Origin of the sequence: Clostridium sp. AM27-28 (assembly GCF_003480955.1) — a bacterium.
In the GTDB taxonomy this organism is placed as follows: domain Bacteria; phylum Bacillota; class Clostridia; order Lachnospirales; family Lachnospiraceae; genus Otoolea; species Otoolea fessa.
Genome location: NZ_QUJT01000019.1, coordinates 1 through 21,362, shown reverse-complemented (window position 1 = coordinate 21,362; position 21,362 = coordinate 1). Strand labels below are relative to the sequence as shown.

16 protein-coding genes and 2 pseudogenes are annotated in these 21,362 nt (G+C 45.6%); 15 read left to right on the top strand and 3 right to left on the bottom strand.

What is annotated here, in order from left to right; all coding sequences use genetic code 11:
- The first annotated feature begins 222 nt into the window (after positions 1–222).
- From DW720_RS14925 to DW720_RS14880, 10 genes and pseudogenes are all read left to right on the top strand, one after another.
- Positions 223–1,503 carry a zinc-ribbon domain-containing protein gene (locus tag DW720_RS14925; protein WP_243099738.1) on the top strand — a complete coding sequence of 427 codons (1,281 nt, stop codon included), beginning with the start codon at positions 223–225 and terminating at the stop codon, positions 1,501–1,503.
- The gene (locus tag DW720_RS16055) at positions 1,493–1,726 is read left to right on the top strand and encodes a hypothetical protein (RefSeq protein WP_233430239.1); all 234 of its coding nucleotides are present in this window, start codon (positions 1,493–1,495) and stop codon (positions 1,724–1,726) included. Before DW720_RS14925 ends, DW720_RS16055 begins: the two co-directional genes overlap by 11 nt.
- A gap of 863 nt (positions 1,727–2,589) precedes the next feature.
- Positions 2,590–3,330 (top strand): sugar phosphate isomerase/epimerase family protein, encoded by a 741-nt coding sequence (locus tag DW720_RS14915; protein ID WP_182428005.1) that lies wholly within the window; start codon positions 2,590–2,592, stop codon positions 3,328–3,330.
- A gap of 17 nt (positions 3,331–3,347) precedes the next feature.
- Positions 3,348–4,196: a sugar phosphate isomerase/epimerase family protein gene (locus DW720_RS14910; protein WP_107001037.1), complete on the top strand. Its 849-nt coding sequence runs from the start codon at positions 3,348–3,350 to the stop codon at positions 4,194–4,196.
- The gene (locus DW720_RS14905; protein ID WP_107001036.1) at positions 4,193–5,032 is read left to right on the top strand and encodes a sugar phosphate isomerase/epimerase family protein; all 840 of its coding nucleotides are present in this window, start codon (positions 4,193–4,195) and stop codon (positions 5,030–5,032) included. The genes DW720_RS14910 and DW720_RS14905 overlap by 4 nt, the downstream gene beginning before the upstream one ends.
- Before the next feature lie 32 nt (positions 5,033–5,064).
- Positions 5,065–5,511, top strand: coding sequence for a threonine/serine exporter family protein (locus DW720_RS14900; RefSeq protein WP_347560729.1), 447 nt, complete (start codon positions 5,065–5,067; stop codon positions 5,509–5,511).
- Positions 5,507–5,806 (top strand): annotated as a pseudogene (locus tag DW720_RS14895) (hypothetical protein); the annotation flags it as partial. The gene DW720_RS14900 and the pseudogene DW720_RS14895, both read left to right, overlap by 5 nt.
- Positions 5,807–5,982: 176 nt before the next feature.
- Positions 5,983–6,213, top strand: coding sequence for a helix-turn-helix transcriptional regulator (locus DW720_RS14890; RefSeq protein WP_107001035.1), 231 nt, complete (start codon positions 5,983–5,985; stop codon positions 6,211–6,213).
- Positions 6,214–6,347: 134 nt separating this feature from the next.
- A pseudogene (locus DW720_RS14885) lies at positions 6,348–6,599 on the top strand (hypothetical protein); the annotation flags it as partial.
- A gap of 273 nt (positions 6,600–6,872) precedes the next feature.
- Positions 6,873–7,352: a hypothetical protein gene (locus tag DW720_RS14880; protein ID WP_118482267.1), complete on the top strand. Its 480-nt coding sequence runs from the start codon at positions 6,873–6,875 to the stop codon at positions 7,350–7,352.
- A 58-nt stretch (positions 7,353–7,410) separates the two neighbouring features.
- Here the strand turns inward: DW720_RS14880 and DW720_RS14875 are convergent, their stop codons facing one another.
- Genes DW720_RS14875 through DW720_RS14865 form a run of 3 tightly spaced genes read right to left on the bottom strand, consistent with a single transcriptional unit; the run spans position 7,411 to position 12,033 of the window.
- The gene (locus DW720_RS14875) at positions 7,411–9,312 is read right to left on the bottom strand and encodes a GHKL domain-containing protein (protein ID WP_118743266.1); all 1,902 of its coding nucleotides are present in this window, start codon (positions 9,310–9,312) and stop codon (positions 7,411–7,413) included.
- 1 nt (position 9,313) lies between these two features.
- Positions 9,314–11,308: a hypothetical protein gene (locus tag DW720_RS14870; RefSeq protein ID WP_118743265.1), complete on the bottom strand. Its 1,995-nt coding sequence runs from the start codon at positions 11,306–11,308 to the stop codon at positions 9,314–9,316.
- Positions 11,305–12,033, bottom strand: a complete 729-nt coding sequence (locus DW720_RS14865; protein ID WP_118472001.1) for a LytTR family DNA-binding domain-containing protein — start codon at positions 12,031–12,033, stop codon at positions 11,305–11,307. Before DW720_RS14865 ends, DW720_RS14870 begins: the two co-directional genes overlap by 4 nt.
- A 325-nt stretch (positions 12,034–12,358) precedes the next feature.
- On the opposite strand from DW720_RS14865, the gene DW720_RS14860 reads away from it, so the two are divergent.
- The 5 genes from DW720_RS14860 to tnpA all read left to right on the top strand — a co-directional run.
- Entirely contained in the window at positions 12,359–12,748 is a 390-nt protein-coding gene (locus DW720_RS14860; protein ID WP_118743264.1) for a hypothetical protein, read from the top strand.
- Positions 12,717–13,103, top strand: a complete 387-nt coding sequence (locus DW720_RS14855) for a hypothetical protein (RefSeq protein WP_147355519.1) — start codon at positions 12,717–12,719, stop codon at positions 13,101–13,103. The genes DW720_RS14860 and DW720_RS14855 overlap by 32 nt, the downstream gene beginning before the upstream one ends.
- A gap of 68 nt (positions 13,104–13,171) precedes the next feature.
- Positions 13,172–20,296 carry an S-layer homology domain-containing protein gene (locus DW720_RS14850; RefSeq protein WP_182436559.1) on the top strand — a complete coding sequence of 2,375 codons (7,125 nt, stop codon included), beginning with the start codon at positions 13,172–13,174 and terminating at the stop codon, positions 20,294–20,296.
- Between the two features lie 57 nt (positions 20,297–20,353).
- Positions 20,354–20,647 carry a winged helix-turn-helix domain-containing protein gene (locus tag DW720_RS14845; RefSeq protein ID WP_243023794.1) on the top strand — a complete coding sequence of 98 codons (294 nt, stop codon included), beginning with the start codon at positions 20,354–20,356 and terminating at the stop codon, positions 20,645–20,647.
- 296 nt (positions 20,648–20,943) lie between these two features.
- Positions 20,944–21,362: IS200/IS605 family transposase (gene tnpA, locus DW720_RS14840; RefSeq protein ID WP_118749792.1), on the top strand; the 419-nt coding region annotated here is incomplete at its 3' end.

Below are 21,362 nucleotides of genomic sequence, written 5' to 3'. Positions count from 1 at the left end.
GCCAGAGATGAACTTGAAAAAAATAAGGATTCCATGAACGAACTTGAGTGGATCGGAAAAAATTTATAAATCACACACCAAATTCCAGTTTGCCAACTTGCCCTTTGAGAGAGGAGAAATCCTTTTCTCAAAGGGTTTTTTCTATTTATACGGATATTCGCAAACTACAAGATAAAGCCAAAACTTCATATACTCTAAGCATAAGGAGGTTGAGGTTTGGCTATGAACAACAGTTTAGCAGAAGTACACCCGGAGCTTGTTTCGGAGTGGTCGGAGAAGAACTTACCGCTTACACCTGATGACATTACTTTCGGTTCAAATAAAAAAGTATGGTGGAGAGGTGCTTGCGGTCACGAATGGCAGACAAGCGTTAAGGCTCGTTCTAATGGAGAAAAATGCCCAATATGTTCCGGTGCGAGAGTGATTGCAGGTATTAACGATTTGGCGACATTAGAGCCATTACTGGTAAAACAGTGGTCGAAAAAGAATAAGATAAAACCGACAGAGGTTTCTATTGGTTCTCATAAGAAAGTGATTTGGAGATGTGAGAAAGGACACGAGTGGGAAGCTGCCGTTAAGAGCAGAACGATAAATAGGACAGGCTGCCCGTATTGTTCCCATAATAAAGTGTTGGCAGGATTTAATGACCTTGCAACGCTTCTGCCGGATATAGCTGCCGAGTGGTCGGACAGAAATTATCCTTTACTTCCGACTCAGGTTACGGTCTTTGCCAATCGTAAGGCTTGGTGGAAGTGTAAGGATTGCGGCAGAGAGTGGAACACTCTTATTTCTACTCGTTCCGGTGGCAGTAAATGCCCGTATTGCAGTGGGTACATATTCTCGAAAGGGTTTAACGATTTGCAGACAACACACCCTGAAATTGCTTCGGAGTGGTCGGAGAAGAACTTGCCATTGAAGCCTGATGAAGTAAATGCAAAGTCGAGGAAAAATGTCTGGTGGAAGTGCAGAAAATGTGGTAATGAGTGGAAATCAGTTATCAATGCCCGTGTGAAAGGAACGGTGTGCCCCGTTTGTGCGGAGAGAGAAGTTCTTGCCGGATATAATGATTTGGCGACAACAGACAGTCAGCTTCTCAGTGAATGGGATTATGAACAGAATAAATTGAAGCCGACAGAAGTATCACGAACTTCAGCAAAGAGAGCGTGGTGGAAATGCAGGCACGGTCATTCATGGAGTATGAAGATAAATGAAAGGACGATATTGAATAAAGGCTGCCGAATTTGTGAGCAAGAATATTTATCTCTATTTCCTGCTTTGGCTGTCAGCTATTATTCTAATAAGAAAGGCTTGAAAGCAGAACTTGGTTCTGACCGATTGCTTGGAGTTCCGCTTGAAACATACATACCTTCAGAAAAGTTGGCTATTGAGTCAGGAAGTGCTGACGAGAATATAGAAATAATGAAAGCATATATGTGTGAGCAACGAGGAATAAGACTGATTAAACTGCCGATGAAAGGCAGTATACTCTCCAATGGTTGCTGAGCCGCAGGAGTATCAGTATAATGCAGAGTATCCGATTGTTACAGGAGATATGGATGAAACTGTTATCATCACATACTCCCCCAAATATAAAGCCTACCAGCAAAAAATCCGTGAAGGACAGATTCAAAGAGCTATGAAAATGATGCAGTCTCCCGGAAAATCCAGAAAAGGTAAAAATCCCAATGATCCTGCCCGTTTCATCCAGAAAACTTCCGCATCATGAAATCAGAATTCGAAGCAAGACCTGTATTTGTGAGGCGGGAAGACAGAATCAGGGCTCACTTTTTAACCTGCCACATCAGCCTGCTGGTTTACCGCCTGTTAGAGAAAAAACTGGGTAAAGAGTTTACCTGCAGTCAGATTTTGGAAACCCTTAGGGGTCTGAATATGACACTGCTGTCTAAAGACAGTGGATATATACCTTCCTACAAACGTACAAAACTTACGGATGCCCTGCATAATGCGTTTGGCTTCCGAACAGACTACGAATTCATATCCAAATTTTCCATGAGGTCGATTATAAAAGAAACAAAACAGAAAAAATAGCACAAATCCAAAAATAGTACATATCGATGCAAGACAAAGAACAGCCACAACGCTGATAAAATACTGGCGTTATGGCTGTTTTACTATTTTCAAGTGTCAAAGATGGGATTATATCATACTTGGCTCTGTTTGTGTATGCAAAAAATAGGCCTAAACCGGGCTTGAACCGGGATTGGGTTGCGGAAAACGGAAAAAGGAAACTCTCTTGCGTCTGACGCAGAGGGGCTGTATTATTTTGATTGTATTTTGAACTTTGAACGTGAAAAATGCATAGAAGAATGGAGGGAAATGCAAAGAAATGCCAGTAATTGAAAAAAATGAACAAAAATATTTTCTTCAACAAATAAAAATGAAGCATATTGACATATATTGCAAGTAATGATAATATAAATTTGCAAAAAATATTAAAAAGATTCATTTTGAATCGATATTAGAAAATACGTGCAAAAGAATGAATCAGCATGCAGAAAAACAAGGAGGAAAAAATGAAAACGAAAAGATTACTGGGATTATTTCCTTGATTGTCAGCAGGAGCTGGGAGTGAAATGTGTAGATCTGCTTGCTGCGCATCAGGGGTTGTGGCTTGATGATCATGGTTATCAGGATCCAGTGCCGATCAAGGAGAAACTGGATGATCACGGTCTGACATGTCCTGTATTTACACCGGAAAACTGTTCTTATGGCTATCAGTTTGCAGCAAAAGAACCGGAACTGAAGGAGCGCTGTTTCCGCTACTTCTCAAATGGAATTAAATTTGGGCACGAGCTGGGGGCAACGATCCTTGAAGCAAACTCGGGCTGGGGCTACTGGAATGAACCGGAAGAGGAAGGATTCAAGCGTTCAGTAGAAATGTTTCAGAGGCTGAGTGAAGTGGCGGCTGAAAATGATATGATGATTGCATGTGAGTCGCTGCGCCCACAGGAATCTTTGATAGGGTGGCGTATAGATCAGATCAAGCATTTGTTTGATGAGGTGAATCATCCGAACTTTAAGGTCATGATTGACCTGACAGCTATGTCTGTGGCAGGAGAAACCATTCAGCAGTGGTTTGATACTTTCGGGACTGAAAATATTATTCACAGTCATTTTCAGGATTGTAATCCTTATGGACATTTTGTGTGGGGAGATGGAAACCGTAATCTCAAACAAGATATTCTGGATATGCTGAATAATGGCTATACGGGAAAATTTACCCAGGAACTGACAGATGGAAAATATTTTGCAGATCCATTTTATCATGACAAGAGAAATATGCGCAATCTGAGAATGTATTTTGGATAAGAAAAAGGAGATATACAATGTCTGAGCTTTTAATGTCGCAATTGGCCGCGACAAATATGGTATATAAGAAATTTTCTTTTGATTATTTTCTGGATTCTATGGATCGGCTGGGGGTTCACAGACTGGAATTATATGGGTGCAGCCATCATTTCCATATGTATGACGGTGATCCCAATATGGCTGCCAATATGCGAAAAAAATTGTCAGCGCGGGGATTTAGTGTTGTTTCTCTGATGCCAGAGGAAAATACTTATGCAATTAATATTGCGGCACCGGAAGACAATATCCGAAATAAAACTGTAGAGCAGTATAAGAAATTTATTGAGGCAGCAGTGGAACTGGAGTGCCCACAGATGTTGCTTTGCCCTGGAAGACCTTACTGGGACAGGCCGTTGTCGGAAGGTTATAAGCATGGAAGAGATTCTGTGGAAAAGCTGACACGGCACGCGGAAAAGTATGGCATTACTTTGATGTATGAAAACCTGAATGAAAGAGAGTCTCCGTTAGCAACAACCAGATTTGACCAGTTTCGTGTGGTAAAAGATATTGATTCTCCTAATCTGAAGTGCTGCGTGGACACGGTTCCGGTAGCATACACAGGAGAAACGCTGGAACAGTATTTTGAAGTTTTGGGGGATAAACTGGCTCATATTCACCTGAACGATGGACGTCCATTTGGACATATGAAATGGGGAGATGGGTTCCAGAACCTCGATGAACATTTAAATGCGATGCGAAAATATAATTACAAAGGTACGATAACCATGGAAATGGCTAATGGTGCATATAGGCTGGATCCGGAGCCACATTACCGTGCAAATATTGAAACTCTCAGAAAGCATTTTGATGGAGGGGAACTTGTATGAGTATTATGAATAAAGAACAGATCAGCATTTTGACAGCGCCTTTTCTTCACCACACGTTTGCGTATGGCCTGGACTCAATTGAGGCAAATGGTTTCCGGTCTATAGAATTGTGGGGAGCATCTCCTCATTTCTGCCTGGATGATGATACACCTGAGGGCCATACTGCCCGGATCAGGGAGATCAACCAGATGCTTAAGGATCGAGGACTTAAAATGACTGTTTTCCATCCGGAACAGTGCAGACAATATCCGATTAATATTGCATCTCCTATTCCGTATGTGAGAAATTACAGTATTAATATGATGAAACAGTATTTGGAGGATACAGCTGCGTTTGAAACCGATAAAATGATGCTGCATCCCGGATGGGAATATGTGGACTCGCCATCGGAAGATAATTTTCTTCGACTTGTAGAATCGGTTCAGATATTGTCCGAAAAGGCAGAAGAATTGGGAATAGTGATGGTGATGGAAGAAATGTCTGCAGCTGTTTCCTTATTTGCCAGAGATCTGAGCCATCTGGAAAAGTTAATTAAGTCTGTGAATTCTCCATGGGTTAAAGCCGGTCTTGATTTGATTCAGGCAGAGAATAATGCGGAGACGATCTCAGATTTTTGCAGCCGTCTGGGGCTTCCTGCCCATGTGCATTTTGCAGACCGAAAAGAAGGGTATGCAGCTTTGGGTAAAGGTGATTTTGCATTTGCAGGCCGTCTGGAGGAATTAGAGCAGCTTGGCTACAAGGATACCATTTCTTTGAGCCTGTGGGGAGCCGATTTCTATAAAGACCCGGATGAGGCTCTCAGAGCTTGTGCGGATTGGTTCCGCTTTCGGTCTTGAATGCCGATCTGCTGATTGCCAATGAAAGCGACATGGATCTGCTTATACGTCAAATGCTCAATATTGGTGAAGCAATGTATTATGCAGGTGCAGAGATCAGCCGTATAGAGGAGACTTTATACAGGCTGGGCAAAGCGTATGGTGCAGAGCACATGAATGTTTATGCGATTACATCCAGTATTCTTATAACAATGGAATTTCGGGGAATGGAAGCGGTTACTCAAAGTCGAAGAATCAGGCGGGATGCAATGGACTTGTCCAAATTGAACCATCTCTATCGCCTTTGCTGTGACTGCATCGATTCCCCGATACCTGTAGAAGCTCTGAAAGAAAAAATCCTTGTGATTTTGGATGAAAGACTGGATGATCTTACAAATGCTTTGGGAAAGGTTATTGCGGCATCGGCGCTTACGATTTTTTTGGCGGTGGATTGGCTGATGCGCTGTGTTCCGGATTTGAGGCATGCTTCATTGTGTTAAGGTTAAGGAATGTGTAGCAGTACCAAAGAGCAAAAAGCTTTTACAATTTACTCTTGATGATGGTACAGGTGTAGATAGAACAATTCTTTCTGGTATTCATGCATATTATGAACCAGAAGAATTAGTTGGAAAGACACTTATTGCTATTACAAACTTTCCACCTAGAGCAATGATGGGAATTGAATCTTGCGGTATGTTACTTTCAGCAGTAAATAATCTTAAAGATTCAGAGGATGAAGAACTCCATCTTCTTATGGTGGATAACCATATTCCGGCAGGAGCAAAGTTGTATTAATAGAATAAGAGAACACGTTTAATAGGACTCCTAGAAATAGGAGTCTATTTTTTGCCTTATTTAAAAATGAGTATATGTGCAGATGTTCTTGATATATATCAAGAAATAATTGAAAAAGAATGAGAATCATGATATACTTGCATTAGTTGCAAAAGCAAATTTAAGAGAGGTGAATTATGAGCACTGAATCCCTAATATGTTATAACCGCCTTTGGAAATTGATGGTGGATAAGAATATAAATAAGACTCAGCTAAAAGACATAGCACATATTAGCACAAATGCAGTTGCTAAAATGAGTAAGAACGAATATGTTTCATTAGATACGATTGTTAAAATATGCTATGCATTAGACTGTGGAATAGAAGATGTTATTGAAGTGGTCATAGAAAGGCAGGAAAACCAATAGATGCAGGGAATTGACTTTGACGAAATACCAATTAATCGAGAAGAAATATCACAAAGTAAGTTGAATATAGAAAATAAAACGCGGTCAAATTTGTTTAACTGGAATGGACAGTTTTAGCCTCAGTTTATTGAGGCGTTCTAAAGTTCACATTAAATGATGGAACTGACAAGAAACGCACGATTTTAAGCGGTATTCATGAGTACTATGAGCCGGAACAGCTTGTTGGAAAGACATGCGTAGCGATCACAAATCTTCCTACCAGAATGATGATGGGAATCCCATCAGAAGGAATGTTGATTTCAGCAGTGTATGAGTATGACGGACACGAAGGATTGAATCTGCTTATGTTAGATGACGCAATTCCTGCTGGGGCTAAGCTGTATTAAGAAAGTAAATGCATGTATTTTACGACAAATGATGAGCTATGATATAGTAAACAATATTTCTAAACTTAAAAAACAGGTTGCTAAATTCAGAGAAACTGTATATACTAAAGATAGAAGTAAATGTTTGCCGCTTGCTGATGGTGCGGGGTATAAATAATTCAGTTCGTAAATGAAGCCACTTGCTATACAGGTGGGATAAAAATAGTATAGTTTGTAAATGTTCCCCATCAGTGAATGCTGATGGGGAATTTTATCACATAGGAAAGGTTATTTATGGAGATACAACAGGGATATTCGTATCATATCAAGGATGAATTTTTTGACTTGGTTCAGGATAAATATTTGATGAGTAATAAGGAACAGGGGAACTATCGTCCTCATTACTATGCAATTCAGGATAGAAAAAATCCAAAATTGTATTGGATGATACCAATTAGCTCACAAGCTGAGAAATACAAGGAAATCGTTGAAAAGAAAAAGAAACGATATGGTAAATGCAATACGATAGTGATTGGATTATTTGCAGGGAAAGAAAATGCTTTTTTGATACAGAATACATTTCCTGTTATTGAAAAATACTTTGACCATGTTCATACGATTCAGGAACAGCCTGTAACGATACATAAAAAGTTGGATAAGGTACTTGTTGAAAATCTGAATGAAGTACTGGCTATGTATAATCGTGGAATAAAATTGACTTTTACGGATATTAAAGCGATTAGGAATATTATGGAAGAAGAACTTGGAAAATAGAGAGGACACCATTGCTTATGCAAATGTAAGTAATGGTGTCCTTTTGTATGAGCAATGTTTATAAACCCACTGTAATTCCAACAAGAAAGGATTCCTCACCGGGAACAAGATCAAGATCACCGCCATGGCTTTCAATGATTTTTCGGACAGAGGAAAGCCCGATTCCATGATCAGCAGATGTACCCTTTCGGGAGAGAAATGTTTTTCCCTCTTGCAAGGCCAGACCGTCGTAAGTGTTTTCAATCTTCAAAAAGTACATATTGCCTCTGGTTTCGCCTGCAATGAAAACGCGGCGCACCCCTTGCTTTTGGCGGCTGCACGCCTCAACGGCATTGTCCAAAAGATTGCCCAGCACCGTACACAGTTCCACATCGGTAAGCGGCATATGATCGGGAAGATCGAGCCGCACCTGAAATTCTGTCCCTTGTGTCTGCGCCATGCCGTAGTAGTATTCAATCAGTGCATTTACGACGGGATTTTTGCAGAACTGGGCAGGGGAGTGACCCGATGATGCCGCAACCTGTTCCTCTACCTGTAACAGGAAGGAGCAGATCTCCGTCTGCCCACGTTCAGAGGCCATGCGGTCTATGGTGCGCAGATGGTGTTTGATGTCGTGGATCAGCCTTCTGTTTTCTGCCGCTGCTTCAGAAACCTGACGGCTGTATTCGGTCTGCATAGAAAGCTGACGGATGACCTGCTTGCGTTCTTCCTGGAAAATCAGGCTGTTTCCATATCCTTCTATCACATCGCGCCAGAGGGAATAACCGATGGCTGCTGCTATGAAAAAGCTGCCCCATTCCAAAAACCAACCGCCGATAACCGGCTCATAAACCGGCAGAAGGCGATCCCATATAAAGGCGCAGGTTGCGGCTGCCGCAGCATAGAAGATCGGCCTGCTCCGTTTTTCTCCTCTGTGAATGGCAAGCACAGCGATGATAAGCAGATAGAGCGCAGATGCCGCCTTATAACAAAAGACCGATGCAGAGAAAAAGCGAATGGCTCCAAGGGAGAGATGGGAAGCCATCATGCCATACACAAACGCATATACCAGAAAAGCAGCGCCCACCCCATTACTGATGGCCGCAGGCAGGAAGCCCGGTCTGCATATCCGGTTTTGCAGAACTACGATCAGCCAGGTAACCAGATAGATACAGAACAGTTCAATCGTGTACCAGGGGAATACGGGAACCGCAGCCAGCATATGAAGCACAGGATAGGATGACAGGCCGCACATGGCAAGGCAGATCAGTCCGAACAGGAATGTATTTTTCTGTTTCATCCGGCGGCTGAAATAAAAGGACAGCAGCGCACAGACAAAGGTAACTGTACAGCTGAACAGGCAGAATGCAAACCGGATTCCTCTGGTTGTATTGACCGCCAGCATCGTTCCGAAAGCAGGCGGATAGACAATTCCTCCGTAAAAGTGGTCATAGTTGCTGACCGCTATGGTGAGTGTGACCGGTTTTCCGCCATGAAAAGTGACCATGCGGTTTTGAACCAATGGTGTCCCCTGTGCCGGTTCCCCCATTTGCAGGATCAGGTCATGATCCAGATAAAGGTTGTAAGCAGAAAACACTTCTGGGATTTCCAGCGCATATGTTTCCTTCCGTTCCGGCAGAAAGAATGTCATCTGATAAGTCCCGCAGCCATAGGGAGAAGGGTTTGCAGGGCTGGAGAAATTGGTCTGCTCTCCGATGGAAAGGTAGCGCATATAATGGCTTTCATCCCGTATTTCTTCCGGGGTCAAAAGCGCGTCAGGATAAAATGCCCAGCCGGATACCAGAAAGCGCACCGGTGACTTTTGAAGTTCTTCCTCAGAAAGCGCCAGAATCCCATTTGACGCCTGGATTGTGTTCTGGCTATATTTATTATTGAACTGATACAGGCCAAGAAAAAACAGGGATGAGCACAGGCAGACCATACATAAGGCAGCATATTTTTTTACCGCAGAAGATACCATCTTATTTTCGCCTCCTCCTTAGGAAAAACACACCGGCAGACAGAAGAAGCAGACAGGTCGGAATCAAAAGGAGTATGGGCGACCGGCTATGCTCTGTGTCGGCGGCCTGTGCCAGGGAAACGGCATCTTCCTTTCCCACAATGGTGTATGCCCCTGTATGGCTGATCTGAAAGGAGACGGCTTTTGCCGCATCGTCATAACCGGTCATGGGAATTTCCACGCCGCTTTCATCACAGAGGAACCATGTGCCGGCTGCCGGGTCATTTGGACAGGGCAGCATGACAGAAACATCCGGCAGGGAGCTGAGCGCAGTTCCATTGATGGAAAACGAAAAAGAAAAACCGCCGTCCGTATCCTTTTGGATGATGACTTCAATCTGATCTTCGTTTTGGATGCCCTCCGGCAAGGCGTCTTTTGGTATGCTGATAGTGATTCCCTGTTTGGAAAAGACGGCTCTTTGCTCCCCTGTTTGCAGCATCATCAAAAAGCGCGTGCCGGAAATCCGGTCGGTGGTTTCATCGAAGAACTCTGAAAAATCAGGGTTTTTGGAATCCGCATCTTCCTCTGTATCACCGTTTGCCTGTTCCGATGGGAAATCGTCTTTATCTATATCTATGGAATCATTCTTTCCCTCCCAGGATGGCTCGGAAGACTTGTGGGATGGTTCATGATCCGCAGGATCATTTTCTTCACTGACAGGTGGTGTTTTTTCAGAATCGTTGGAATCCACTCTGCCGCCATTTGTTGCAGGCGGTTTTGGAGGCTTTGTGGAGGGCCTGTCTGCGAAACCGTCATCCTGATCGTCGGTATCTTCAGGAGGCGGTTGAATGATGGTATCGGGAGGATTTCCGCCTGCATCCCCTCCATCCCGGTCGCCTTCATGGTACCCTTCAAGGACAATTTCATCTGCGTAGGTAAAGGAGAGGATGCCGGTCTGTCCGCCGTCATAATCCACCTGAAGGCGGTAACTGCTGCCCGGCATCAGCAGACGGGTAGCAATCGAGAGCATTTCCTGACCCACATAAACGCCACTTTCCAGACGGTTCCATGAACCGTTGTTTTTGGACAGCCATATACTGACCTTGTCCAGATTCCCCGGCGGTGTGACCCAGGGAAAATAAAGGCTTCCTTTGCGAACCAGGAAGCAGTTGATGTCTGGGCTGCCCGGAGCCTGAACAGAAACAGGAATTGAAATTTCAGGGAAATCGACACGATCCGCAAATATGGTATTTTCCGGTGCAGTCAGCCTTCCTGCTGCATGGTACAGTCCCACAGTATTCAAATCAATACCAGAAAAATCCCATTCCACCACAGCGGTGTAGCTGGTTCCATTTTCCGCATAGCATTCCAGATAGTAAGGGGAAAAGGCAAACAAATTTTCCAGCGTTTCGGTTTCGCTGTCCTGTTGAACCGCAAACGCGTCCGTATAAGGATACCATTTCTCTATGGAGGTAATGACAGCAGGCGGCATTTCTTTCACCCGGACGGAAATCTGAAGCTCCTGCAAGACAGCTTCACCAAAGGCATACCCCTCCGGCAGTTTAATCCGACCTGCTGCGGTATATTCGCCTGGAGTGGTCTGGTCAATGGCCGAAAAATCCCATGCGACAGAAAATGTTTCCTGCCGGATTTCTTCACCTGCTGTTACCGTGGCGCAGACGGTTTGATACCGAAGGGCCAGCTGATAAATTTCCTCCAGGTCATCATCAGACGGTGTGGTTCTAAGGGGCAGGGTGAAATCTGGCAGGGAGAGCAGTTCGTCTTCCTTTTGTATTTCTGTGACAAGGACGAGGGATACTTCTTCCGATGCTTCCGGGGTTTTGCTCTCCAGTGTCCCTGGAGTCTCGCTTTCTAAATCCGGCAAAATCTCCCTTCTTTCATCGGCATTGGATGGGGTTGCAGTTTCGGCGGCAAATGCTGGGATACTGCAGGTGAAGCAGAGGAGACAGGCCAGACAGCCCTCCAGAGTACGCCTGTGCATTTGCTTCATTCTCATACGATACCCCCCATTCCAGAGAAAACATATTGACGGTAGGATTCCCGCAGCTGTTTTCCATTGCGGAGGGCAATCGGAAGTTCCTCCCCGTTTATCAAACGGAAGGTCTGACTGTCAACCTGGCTGATGTAATCCATGTTGATTAAAATGCCCCGGTAGCAGGGCAAAAAACGCTTGTCCTTCTGCAATGCGGCAGTAACCTCCTGAAAGCCTCCGCTTACCGGTATCACGCGTTCCGCCGTATGAATCCGTGTCATACGGTTTTGATAATCTATGTATAGAATCTTCTCTGTGGGAAGTTCCAGCTTTTGACGGTCAGCCATAACCGAAAGTGTCATCACTTCATAGGGCGGTTTTAGCTGGCACAGCTCCATCGCTTCTTCAAAATCTGCCTGATGGAGCGAAAGCGGCTTCAGCAGATAATAGCTGGCGGACAGGCTGTACCCCATCCGGGCATAATCTTCTGTAATGGTCAGAAAAACAATCTTACAAAGCCTGTTTTTCTGGCGCAGCCTTCTGGCGGCCTCTATTCCATCCATGTTCTCCATATAGATGTCCATAAAGACAAGCTGAAAATTGACCTGGGCGGCAGCTTTCAGAAAATTCTCTCCGTCCTCAAATTCTGTCAGCGTATAGTCCAGCTGATGCTTTTTCATATAATTTTCCAGGCAGACAGACAGTTCGGCTCTGTCCTCTGCTCTGTCATCCACAATCGCAATCTGCATCGTGCCATCTCCTTTGCACAAAAATCCAATAATAGTATAACATAAAACCGCAGGAAAAACTTGCGTCTTAAACAGGAAACCTGCGTCTTAAACAAAGTCGGTTGCATTTCCCTTGACAAGATGCTACTCTAATTATACTACCAGACTTTCCGATGAGAAGGTCTGGTTTTTTATGTCATAGGAAACTTCGTCCTATGACAAAAAAACGCTCCGCGGGATGCGCACTCGCGCGAAGAAGAAACATGTCGCAAGCGACCGCGCTCGGCGCGAGAATGTGCCAAGGCACATTCTTTCTTGTTTTTCTTTTCAGGAAAGGAGGCTCAGCATGAAAATCGCACTTTGTACGGAATTAAGGAATGCAGAATGGTTTGAGAGCAGGCTGCGCTCCCTTTTTGCTGGGGACGGACAGCTTGTCATCGACGAGCTATGGAATGAGAAGCAGCTATCTCAGGCACTGCGGCGGAGCCGATATCATGCGCTTGTCATCGCCATGACCGGGGCAAGGGGATTGGAGGCTGCCATTCAGGCAAAGCAGCTGGCACCGGAAACACCGCTTGTCTGGTGGAGCGATGATAAAAACTTCGCCCTGATCGCGTATCAGCTTCGTATCCCGGTATTCCTCTCCATAGATTGTAGTGATCAGGAGCTATATGAGGCGATGGAGCCCATCAGGAAACGGAGGTATGGAAATGCGAATTGCGCTATGCAGCTATAGTCAGAAGGAGAAAGAAACGGCGTTACTGATGAAGCTTGGCAAAGTAGACCGCTTTGACAATGGCGTATTCTGCGTCTATGCCATGCAGCGGGATGGGCCTTATGATGCTGTGGTGGTCATGGAGGACGGAGCCAGGGGGATGAATTTCTGCATGAGCATACGAGGGTACAGCAAGGATGTCCCGCTCCTTTGGATCAGCGACCAGGCAGAATTTGAACCCCAAAGCCGCAGGATGCAGGCGGACACCTTTTTGGTAAAGCCCGTTACAGAGCATCAGCTGGGGGAAGCAGTCTCCCGGCTTCTTCAGGGAAAAAGGGGAAGTAATGAATCAGGTGAGGAGGAAACGTATGAATAAAAAATATTACCGGAGAGAACAAAACCGTCACGCTATATAGAAAATAATGACAACAGGAGGAAATGGATATGAGGTATAAAAAGAAGAAACGGCAGATCGTATCTGCAGCATTGGCGGCAATGATGGCGATGCAGTTATGCATACCGTCTGCAACGTTTGCTGCAATTCCTACAAAAAAGTTGAAAGTGATCACGGGATTTACGGAATTACCGGAGGAGGTCGCGCATATTCAGCTCCCTGCGGATGCCGGAGAAAACTTTGAGGATTATCTGAATTTCCCGGAGACGATCGAGGCTTCGGTGGTGGAATATAAGAACGTGAATCACCAGAAAAATAATGCGGATCGTGACAAGGGTGCGGAAGATGAGACGGCGGCAGCAGACGACAGTGATGAGGAAGAAGACTTTGGAATTGCTACCGGCAGTAATGCAAAGAAAGAAAATCTGAATGAGGAAGAAACTCCGGAAACAGAAAATTCAGAAAATGTGCCGGACAGCAATGATGAGGAGGAAACTCCGGAAACAGAAAATTCAGAAAACATACCGGATAGCAATGATGAGGAGGAAGCAGATAAACAGGAAGTTCAGGAGAAAGAGCAGCAGGGTACGTTTCTGATCGCTACCGACAGCAATGCCGGGGATTTTCTTGAGGATAATGAGTTTGAAGATGAGGAAATCTCAGAAGATATCCCGGTGCTGACGGATATCAGCGTTACTTGGGAGCCGGATGAGAACCGGGAAGATGAAAGTGGTTTCTATTATTATCTTCCGGTTCTTCCGAGTGAGTATATTTTGGCAGCGGGCGTGGAGCTTCCGGAGATTGAGGTCAGCATGGATGGCGAGATTGCTTTGTTGGCATTAACAAATACTTATAATATTGCGGATAGCGGTATCGGCATCAACAGCAACACATGGGAACAGTATAATGATGCGACTATCACGGGAAGCAGTACGACCAACGTTATTCTGGTTAATGGCGTAGATGTTACAATTACGATTTCGGATCTGGATATCCGGATACCGCTCGATAAGAACGATGAGACAGCAAGGACCTGGGTACCGGCGATCCGACTGGTGAATGGTGCAAACCTGCATCTGATTCTGGAGGGAGAAAACACGCTCAAGGGCGGTAATATGTGTGCGGCTATTGAGGTGGCGGAAGGCTGCACCCTGACGATCAGCGGAGAGGGAAGCTTAAAAGCAACCGGTGGAGAAGGCGCCGGAATTGGTGCGTCAAGCATGAGAAATGGTTCCTTGGGGACGATTGTGATCGAAGAAGGCGATATCGAAGCTTATGGCGGCATGATGGCAGCAGGTATTGGCGGCAGTGCAGAGGGTGGCAGCGGTACCATTATCATCAATGGCGGAACTGTGTATGCCAAGGGCGGACATGGAAGCTACTACAAGGATATTACAAATGTATACGGCGGAGCCGGAATTGGCGGTGGAGCAAACGGCTGCGTGGATCGGATTGAGATCAATGACGGCAATGTGACGGCCTATGGAGGATACGTTACGAACGCAGGAAGACACCCCGGAGCCGGAATCGGCTGTGGCGGCGGTGGAGCCAAAACAGTAGAAGGCGGATACAAGTATGGTGAGATTGCGATCAATGGCGGAACGGTTTCGGCCATTGCATATCAGAATGAAGTGTATGCCATTGGTATCGCAGTAAAGCCAGGTCAATCGTTGCCGGGTGGTACTTTGGATGGCTCTATTTCTATCAGTAATGAAGCCACAGTAAACTTAAATGGTGGTGATTATTTCCCGAAAAGTGAAAATTCCGGACTGAAAAACTATACCATTCAGGGCACGATTGCGGACGTACGATTCACCGAAAGCACTTATCCGGTGACAATCAGCGTGGGAGAGATTACCTGGGATGCAGGGACGATGCAGGTGAGCGATTATCAAGGTACACTTAAGGCATCCAATTATCTGAAGCCATTAACGTCAGGGACACAGGTAACGGTAGATGTGACGCTTGGAGAAAACTATGTTTATCAGATGGCGGCTGACGTCGATGATGAGAATGCAACGATCACTTTGAAGACCGGAATTCCTCTTTATGAGACAAGATTAAAATTTGTTTCCACGGTGATCACGAGCGATCAGATATTACAGGCAACCGATATCACGATCAAGCAGGATGGTGGACCGTTGATCAATCAAGAAGGTCAAAGTGCAGCTATGGTCATTCCTTCCAAGCAGATTTCGTATGATGAAGCGAACACGGGACATCTGACGGTATATCTGCCGGAAAATAGGAATAACACAGAGATTTCGGTGACGGTACCGGGCTTAAATGGCGGCAATCCGATCACAGCATCAGGTAAGACGATATCGACAACAACACCAAATGAAATTGAGATGTTTTATGATAATACCTTTTGTAGTCATGAGTACTATAATGCAGATGGATTTTGTGAAGCATGTGGTGCATATCAGAAGGCAATAAAGTCGGGGGAATATTATGAGATTTATAATGCCGGTCAGCTTTTCTGGTTTGCAAAGCAGTTTAATGATGGTAAAATCCCTAATAAGAGCAATCTGAAGCTGATGAAGGATATTAAGATCCCGGACGGATATGCCTGGACAAGCATTGGAGCCATATCTGATGGTAAGTCTTTCAAGGGGAATATTGAGGGAAATTACCATGTAATTTCCGGACTGCGACCTGCTAATGACAATACAAGTTCTAAGTACGGACTGGTGGCATGGATTAGACATGGGAGTGTACAAAATATAGGGCTGGTGTTGGAAGGTAATTGGACTTGCGGGTTGTGTCGTAACGCTTATGCTATCAACATTCAGAATTGTTTTGTAGTAGGAACAGATTTTTCAGATAGTTGTTCAAACGGAACGGTGACTAATTGCTTGGCTGTATCAGGAAAACTGGAAGGAAATAAGTACCCGAATGATAATAGGGCTACTTTTACGAACTGTTATGAGACAACAAAGAGTGATTATAGTTCTCCGGGTATTACTACTCTAGATAGCGAAGAAAAACTGAAATCCGGCGAAATTGCCTATAAATTAAACGGTGAAAAATCAGATGGTACGTGGGGACAGGTGATCGGAACGGAGGATTACCCGCATTTCCGCAAGTACAGTAAGACGGTATATTATGATCAAGCTACTCAGACATATTCTAATAATAACGCGGCAAGTATCACTTCCGCAGCTGTCACGGATATTAAGACGATTTCTGAAACAAAAGCGACTGCTACACTTAAGGCAACAGGAACTCTCGGAGCAGAGGTTAAGTTTTTATTAACCTCCGGCGAGGATGAGCAGACAGGGACATTAGATGATATGTTCTTGAATGGAAGGACACTTGCGGAAAGTTCTTCCGGAAACTATGAGTATACTATTGAGGATTTAGCTCCGGACACAGAATATCTTGTCAGACTGATGATTAAAAAGGATGGTACGTTATCTCTTGATGTAACCTATGTAAATTTCCAGACAGAAAAAGTGCGGCAGGAGGCACCTACTGCTGCTGATGTTTCTATCAATTACGAACAGGAGACTTTAGAGAATAAAGCTTCCTGCGATCTGGAGTATGCTGCTTCTAATGATGCACAGTCATGGACAACTATAAGACAGGGTGGTATGGTTCGTCTGACAGGGCTGCTGGATAACATTCGTGAAAGTGGTGTGTCTGTACCATTCTATATTCGCAAGAAAGCATCCTCGTCCATGTCAGCCAGTGAAGCGGTTTTGGTGGCGGATTTGCAAACACAGACGATTCCGGAAGAATCGAACAAGCCGAATATTGATTATCGGAAGGAAGAAATCACAATTTCCTCATCTTTACAGTATGTGATTGTAAACGGAACCAATACCTCTCCAAACTGGACATCTGCAAAAATGGGCAGTGGATCAGGAATTTCGATTACAGACATCATTTCTTCCGATCATGAGAGTACGGTTTATTATCGGTATGCTGCAAGCAACACGGATGAGAAATTTGCCGGAAAACCCGAAAGGATCACGATTCTTAAAAGAACGGCAGCACCGGCTGCAATAACTGAGGGTGAGGTGGATATAACCGGTACGACGATTACCATAAACAGAACTAATCCGGAAAATGACATTGAGTATGGATACCGTGATGTAGATTCAGACGGAGCATTTACATGGATTGACGGTACGAAAATTCAGGGATTATATCCGGCACATGGATATCAGGTAACCAGCAGAATAAAGGCGAAAGAGAATGCATTTGCTTCTGAGAGAACGGAACCGCTTAATGTGTCTACCAAGGATACACTGAGAATTGTAGGAAACGGAACACAAAAGTGGAATGCGAAAGGGACTTATGGGGTTTCACTTGCTCAGATTCCGGTTTCTCTGGCTTCTGGTTATGGTGTGTATAATGGTGCAAATCAACTGGTAGCCGGAACCTGGAGCTGGGAACCGGAAAATAGTAGTTCAGCATCTGGTATTTATCCGAATGTAGAAGATAACAAGGCTTATACCGTGAAATTTACACCGACAGATTCAAGTGCTTCATACGATAGGACATTAACAGATTCCGTGGTACCGGAAATTTCTAAGTACCCACTGCAATTTTCAGTTGCGGTAGAAGATAAGACCTATGATGGCACGACAAACGCGGACATCTCCAGCGTGACCTTCGAGGGTAGCGTAACCTTGCAGAAGGACAAGGACTACACCGTGACCGCCAGCTTTGACGATGCCAGTGTGGGCAGCGGCAAGAACGTCACTGCCACAGTGACCCTGATGGGGCAGGCCGCGAAGAATTACGCCCTGGAGCAGAGCAGCTCCGCTACTACTGGCAGCATCACCAAGGCAGCTGCGCCTGACTTCGCCAAGGAAACTGCGCTTACCATTGTAAACGGCCACGAAAAGACCTACACTGTGACGCTCCCCGCCCTGCCTACGCTGGAAACGCCCAAAGAGTACGGTGCACTCACCTATGAGATCGTCGAAATCAAACTAAATGACGGCTACTACACCGACGGTGCGAAGGTGGAAAACGGCAAGCTGACCCTGCCGATTCAGAAAAATGACGTGGAAACCACCGGCTCTGTGGGCACAGTGACCGTAGTGATCAAGAGCACGAACTATAAGGACATCACGCTGACCGTCAATGTCAATGCGACCAACAAGCTTGTCCCCACTGTTACGGCACCTACGGTCAATACACTGACCTACAATGGTGCAGAACAGGCTCTGGTTACAGCGGGCAAGACCACTGGCGGCACAATGCTCTACCGGCTTGGCGATTCTGAGTGGAGTGAGCAGATCCCCACAGCGAAAAACGCCGGGGAATACACTGTTTGGTATAAGGTTCAGGGAAACGCAGAGTACGCAGATGTGGCAGAACAGAACGTGACTGTGACCGTAGCGAAAAAGTCAGTTACCGTTACGGCGCTTGATAAGAGCGCCTACACCGGCAGCACCGCGCCCGATCTGAGCAGCCCGGAAGCAGATAAGGATTACAAGGTGGAAGGTCTGGTTGGTGCAGACACCCTGAGCGGCACGGTAACACTGGACTACGCACAGACACCGGATATGAGCAAAACCGGCAAAACTGCGATCAATATTACTGGTACGCTGTCAAATGACAATTATGCGATCACCTATGTTTCTGGAACGTTGACTGTTTCCAAGCAATCTTCCAGCGACGGCGGTTCCTCCTCTGGTGGTTCGGGCGGCGGTGGAGGCTCCTCCTCCGGCGGTTCTAACGGTTCCGGCAACAATGATAACACCAACCAGCCGGAAGACAAGCCTCAAGCCCCTGCCACCGGTGAAACCAAACCCATACAGCCGGATAAAAACGGCAATGCGGCAGTGGACAACAGCTCTGTCCAGTCCGCCATCGACAAGGCCAAACAGGATGCGAAAAAGAACGGCACTACAGAGAACGGGATTGGCGTTACGGTTCCCATCACCCTGGCGGCAGGCCAGACCTCTTTTAACGTGACCATCAAGGCGCAGACACTGGATCTGCTGGTTAAAGAAAACGTCCGGCAGTTTACCGTAGCAACAGACCATCTGGTTTCGGTTAATATCGGCCTGGATACTCTGAAGCAGCTGGATACCGCCTCCGCTGGCGGGGACATCATTCTCCGGGCAGATAAGGTGGATGCACTGCGTTTCACCGAGGTCAAGGCCGCCATCGGCACAAGACCGGCCTATGATCTGTCACTGGTCTACCTCTCCGGCGGCAAAGAAACACCGATTGCCAACTTAAATGGTCACACTATATCGGTGCGTTTGCCCTACACACCGGCAAATGGTGAGCAGACAGGTAATCTCTATGCAGTCTATGTAGATGACGCTGGCAAGGTGGAATGGATCACCAAATCCAGCTACAATGCCAGCCTGAAAGCGGTGGTTTTTGAAACCGGTCATTTCAGCGTTTACGGCGTGGGCTACAAGAACCCTGCCCCGGTCTTTACCGACATTACCGGCCACTGGGCAGCAGATAACATCCTCTTTGCAGCCAGCCGGGGACTGCTCTCCGGCACCAGCGACATCACCTTTAGCCCGGGCACCGGCATGACCAGAGGAATGTTTGTGACAGCTCTGGGGCGGTTGGCGGGCATCAACCCGGACAGTTACCAGACCGGGAAATTCACCGATGTGAAAGCCGACGCTTACTATGCCCCCTATGTGAACTGGGCGGCGCAGACCGGTATTGTGGAAGGCGTTACCGCCACCACCTTTGCACCGGACACCAACATCAACCGGGAACAGATGGCGGTGATTATGAAAAATTACGCTGCAAAGCTGGGCTATGACCTGCCCCAGACCTTGAAGGCTGTGACCTTTGCGGACAACACACAGATCAGCAGCTGGGCGAAGGATGCGGTCAAGTCCATGCAGCAGGCGGGCATCCTGGCCGGGAAGAATGAAAATAAGTTTGACCCCAAGGGAACCGCCACCCGCGCCGAGGTCGCCACGGTTTTGCGGCGGTTTGTGGAGATCGTCATTGACCCGCAGGCCGCAAACGGCTGGCAGCAGAATGACAGCGGCCAGTGGAACTATTACAGAAACGGGGAGTCAGTGAAGGGCTGGCTCTCCGAGGATCAGAAGTGGTACTGGCTGGACAAGGTCACCGGAATAATGTTTGCCGGAGACTGGAAGCAGATCGATGGTAAGTGGTACTACTTCTATGCAGACGGGACGATGGCGGTGAATACCGCATCCGACAGATGAAAAATGAACCCGTAATGTAATGCAAAAATAATATCAATAAAGAGAGATGTGAACAATATGGGCAAGTTTCTGGTACTGTCGCTTACCGACCATGAAGAATATATACTCAGTAGAATTATGGAGATTATTGCGGTCGAGCCAGGATTTGACCATATTGTGACATCCCACCCTTGTAACACTCTTGTTTTTCCGGGCTTGGAGCTTCGGCTGAAGGAGAGAACAGCATACCGAAACGGTGAGTTGATTTCTATGACTCGTCGGGAATTTGCAACATTGGTATACTTGGCAAAACATCCATTCTGGGTATTTTCTGCCGGACAGATCTATGAAGAAGTATGGGGAGGATGGTGAAAATTGCGGAACGGCTGTTGCCTTCGTACCGAAAATCAATTCGAATCCGGTGTATAACGAAGGGTGAAGCCTGCTATATGTATGTAGCAATCATTATAATAACATAAAAGGCACGGCATAAAGCAATCTGATGTAAAATCTATCAGAATAATTTATGCCGTGTCTCTTTTTAATTTGATTGAAAAACGGCACACCGCATTCTCATTACTTTAGTGATGAGTTAGGTGCGCCAAATTTTTTATCAAGATACAGAACTAGTGTTTGCCAAGCGTGCGGGCATATGGTATAATATAAACATGGAAAAAGATATATTTACTATTAAGGAAAATTCACTTTCATATGGTAGAGGATATGTGTATTCTTTGCAATATCATCTTGTCTGGTGCACGAAATATCGAAAACAGGTTCTGAAAAATGGGATAGACGCAGAATGTAAAAAAATGTTGTATGGGCTTGCGGAGGAATACAAATTTAAGATTCTGGCGATGGAGGTTATGCCAGATCATATTCATTTACTTCTGGATTGCAAACCACAATTTTTTATATCAGACATGATAAAGATTATGAAGGGGAATCTGGCACGTCAGTTGTTTCTTTCGCATCCGGAATTAAAACAGGAGTTGTGGGGAGGACATTTGTGGAATCCATCGTATTGTGCAGTCACCGTAAGTGACCGAAGCAGGGATCAGGTAGTGGCATACATTGAGGGACAAAA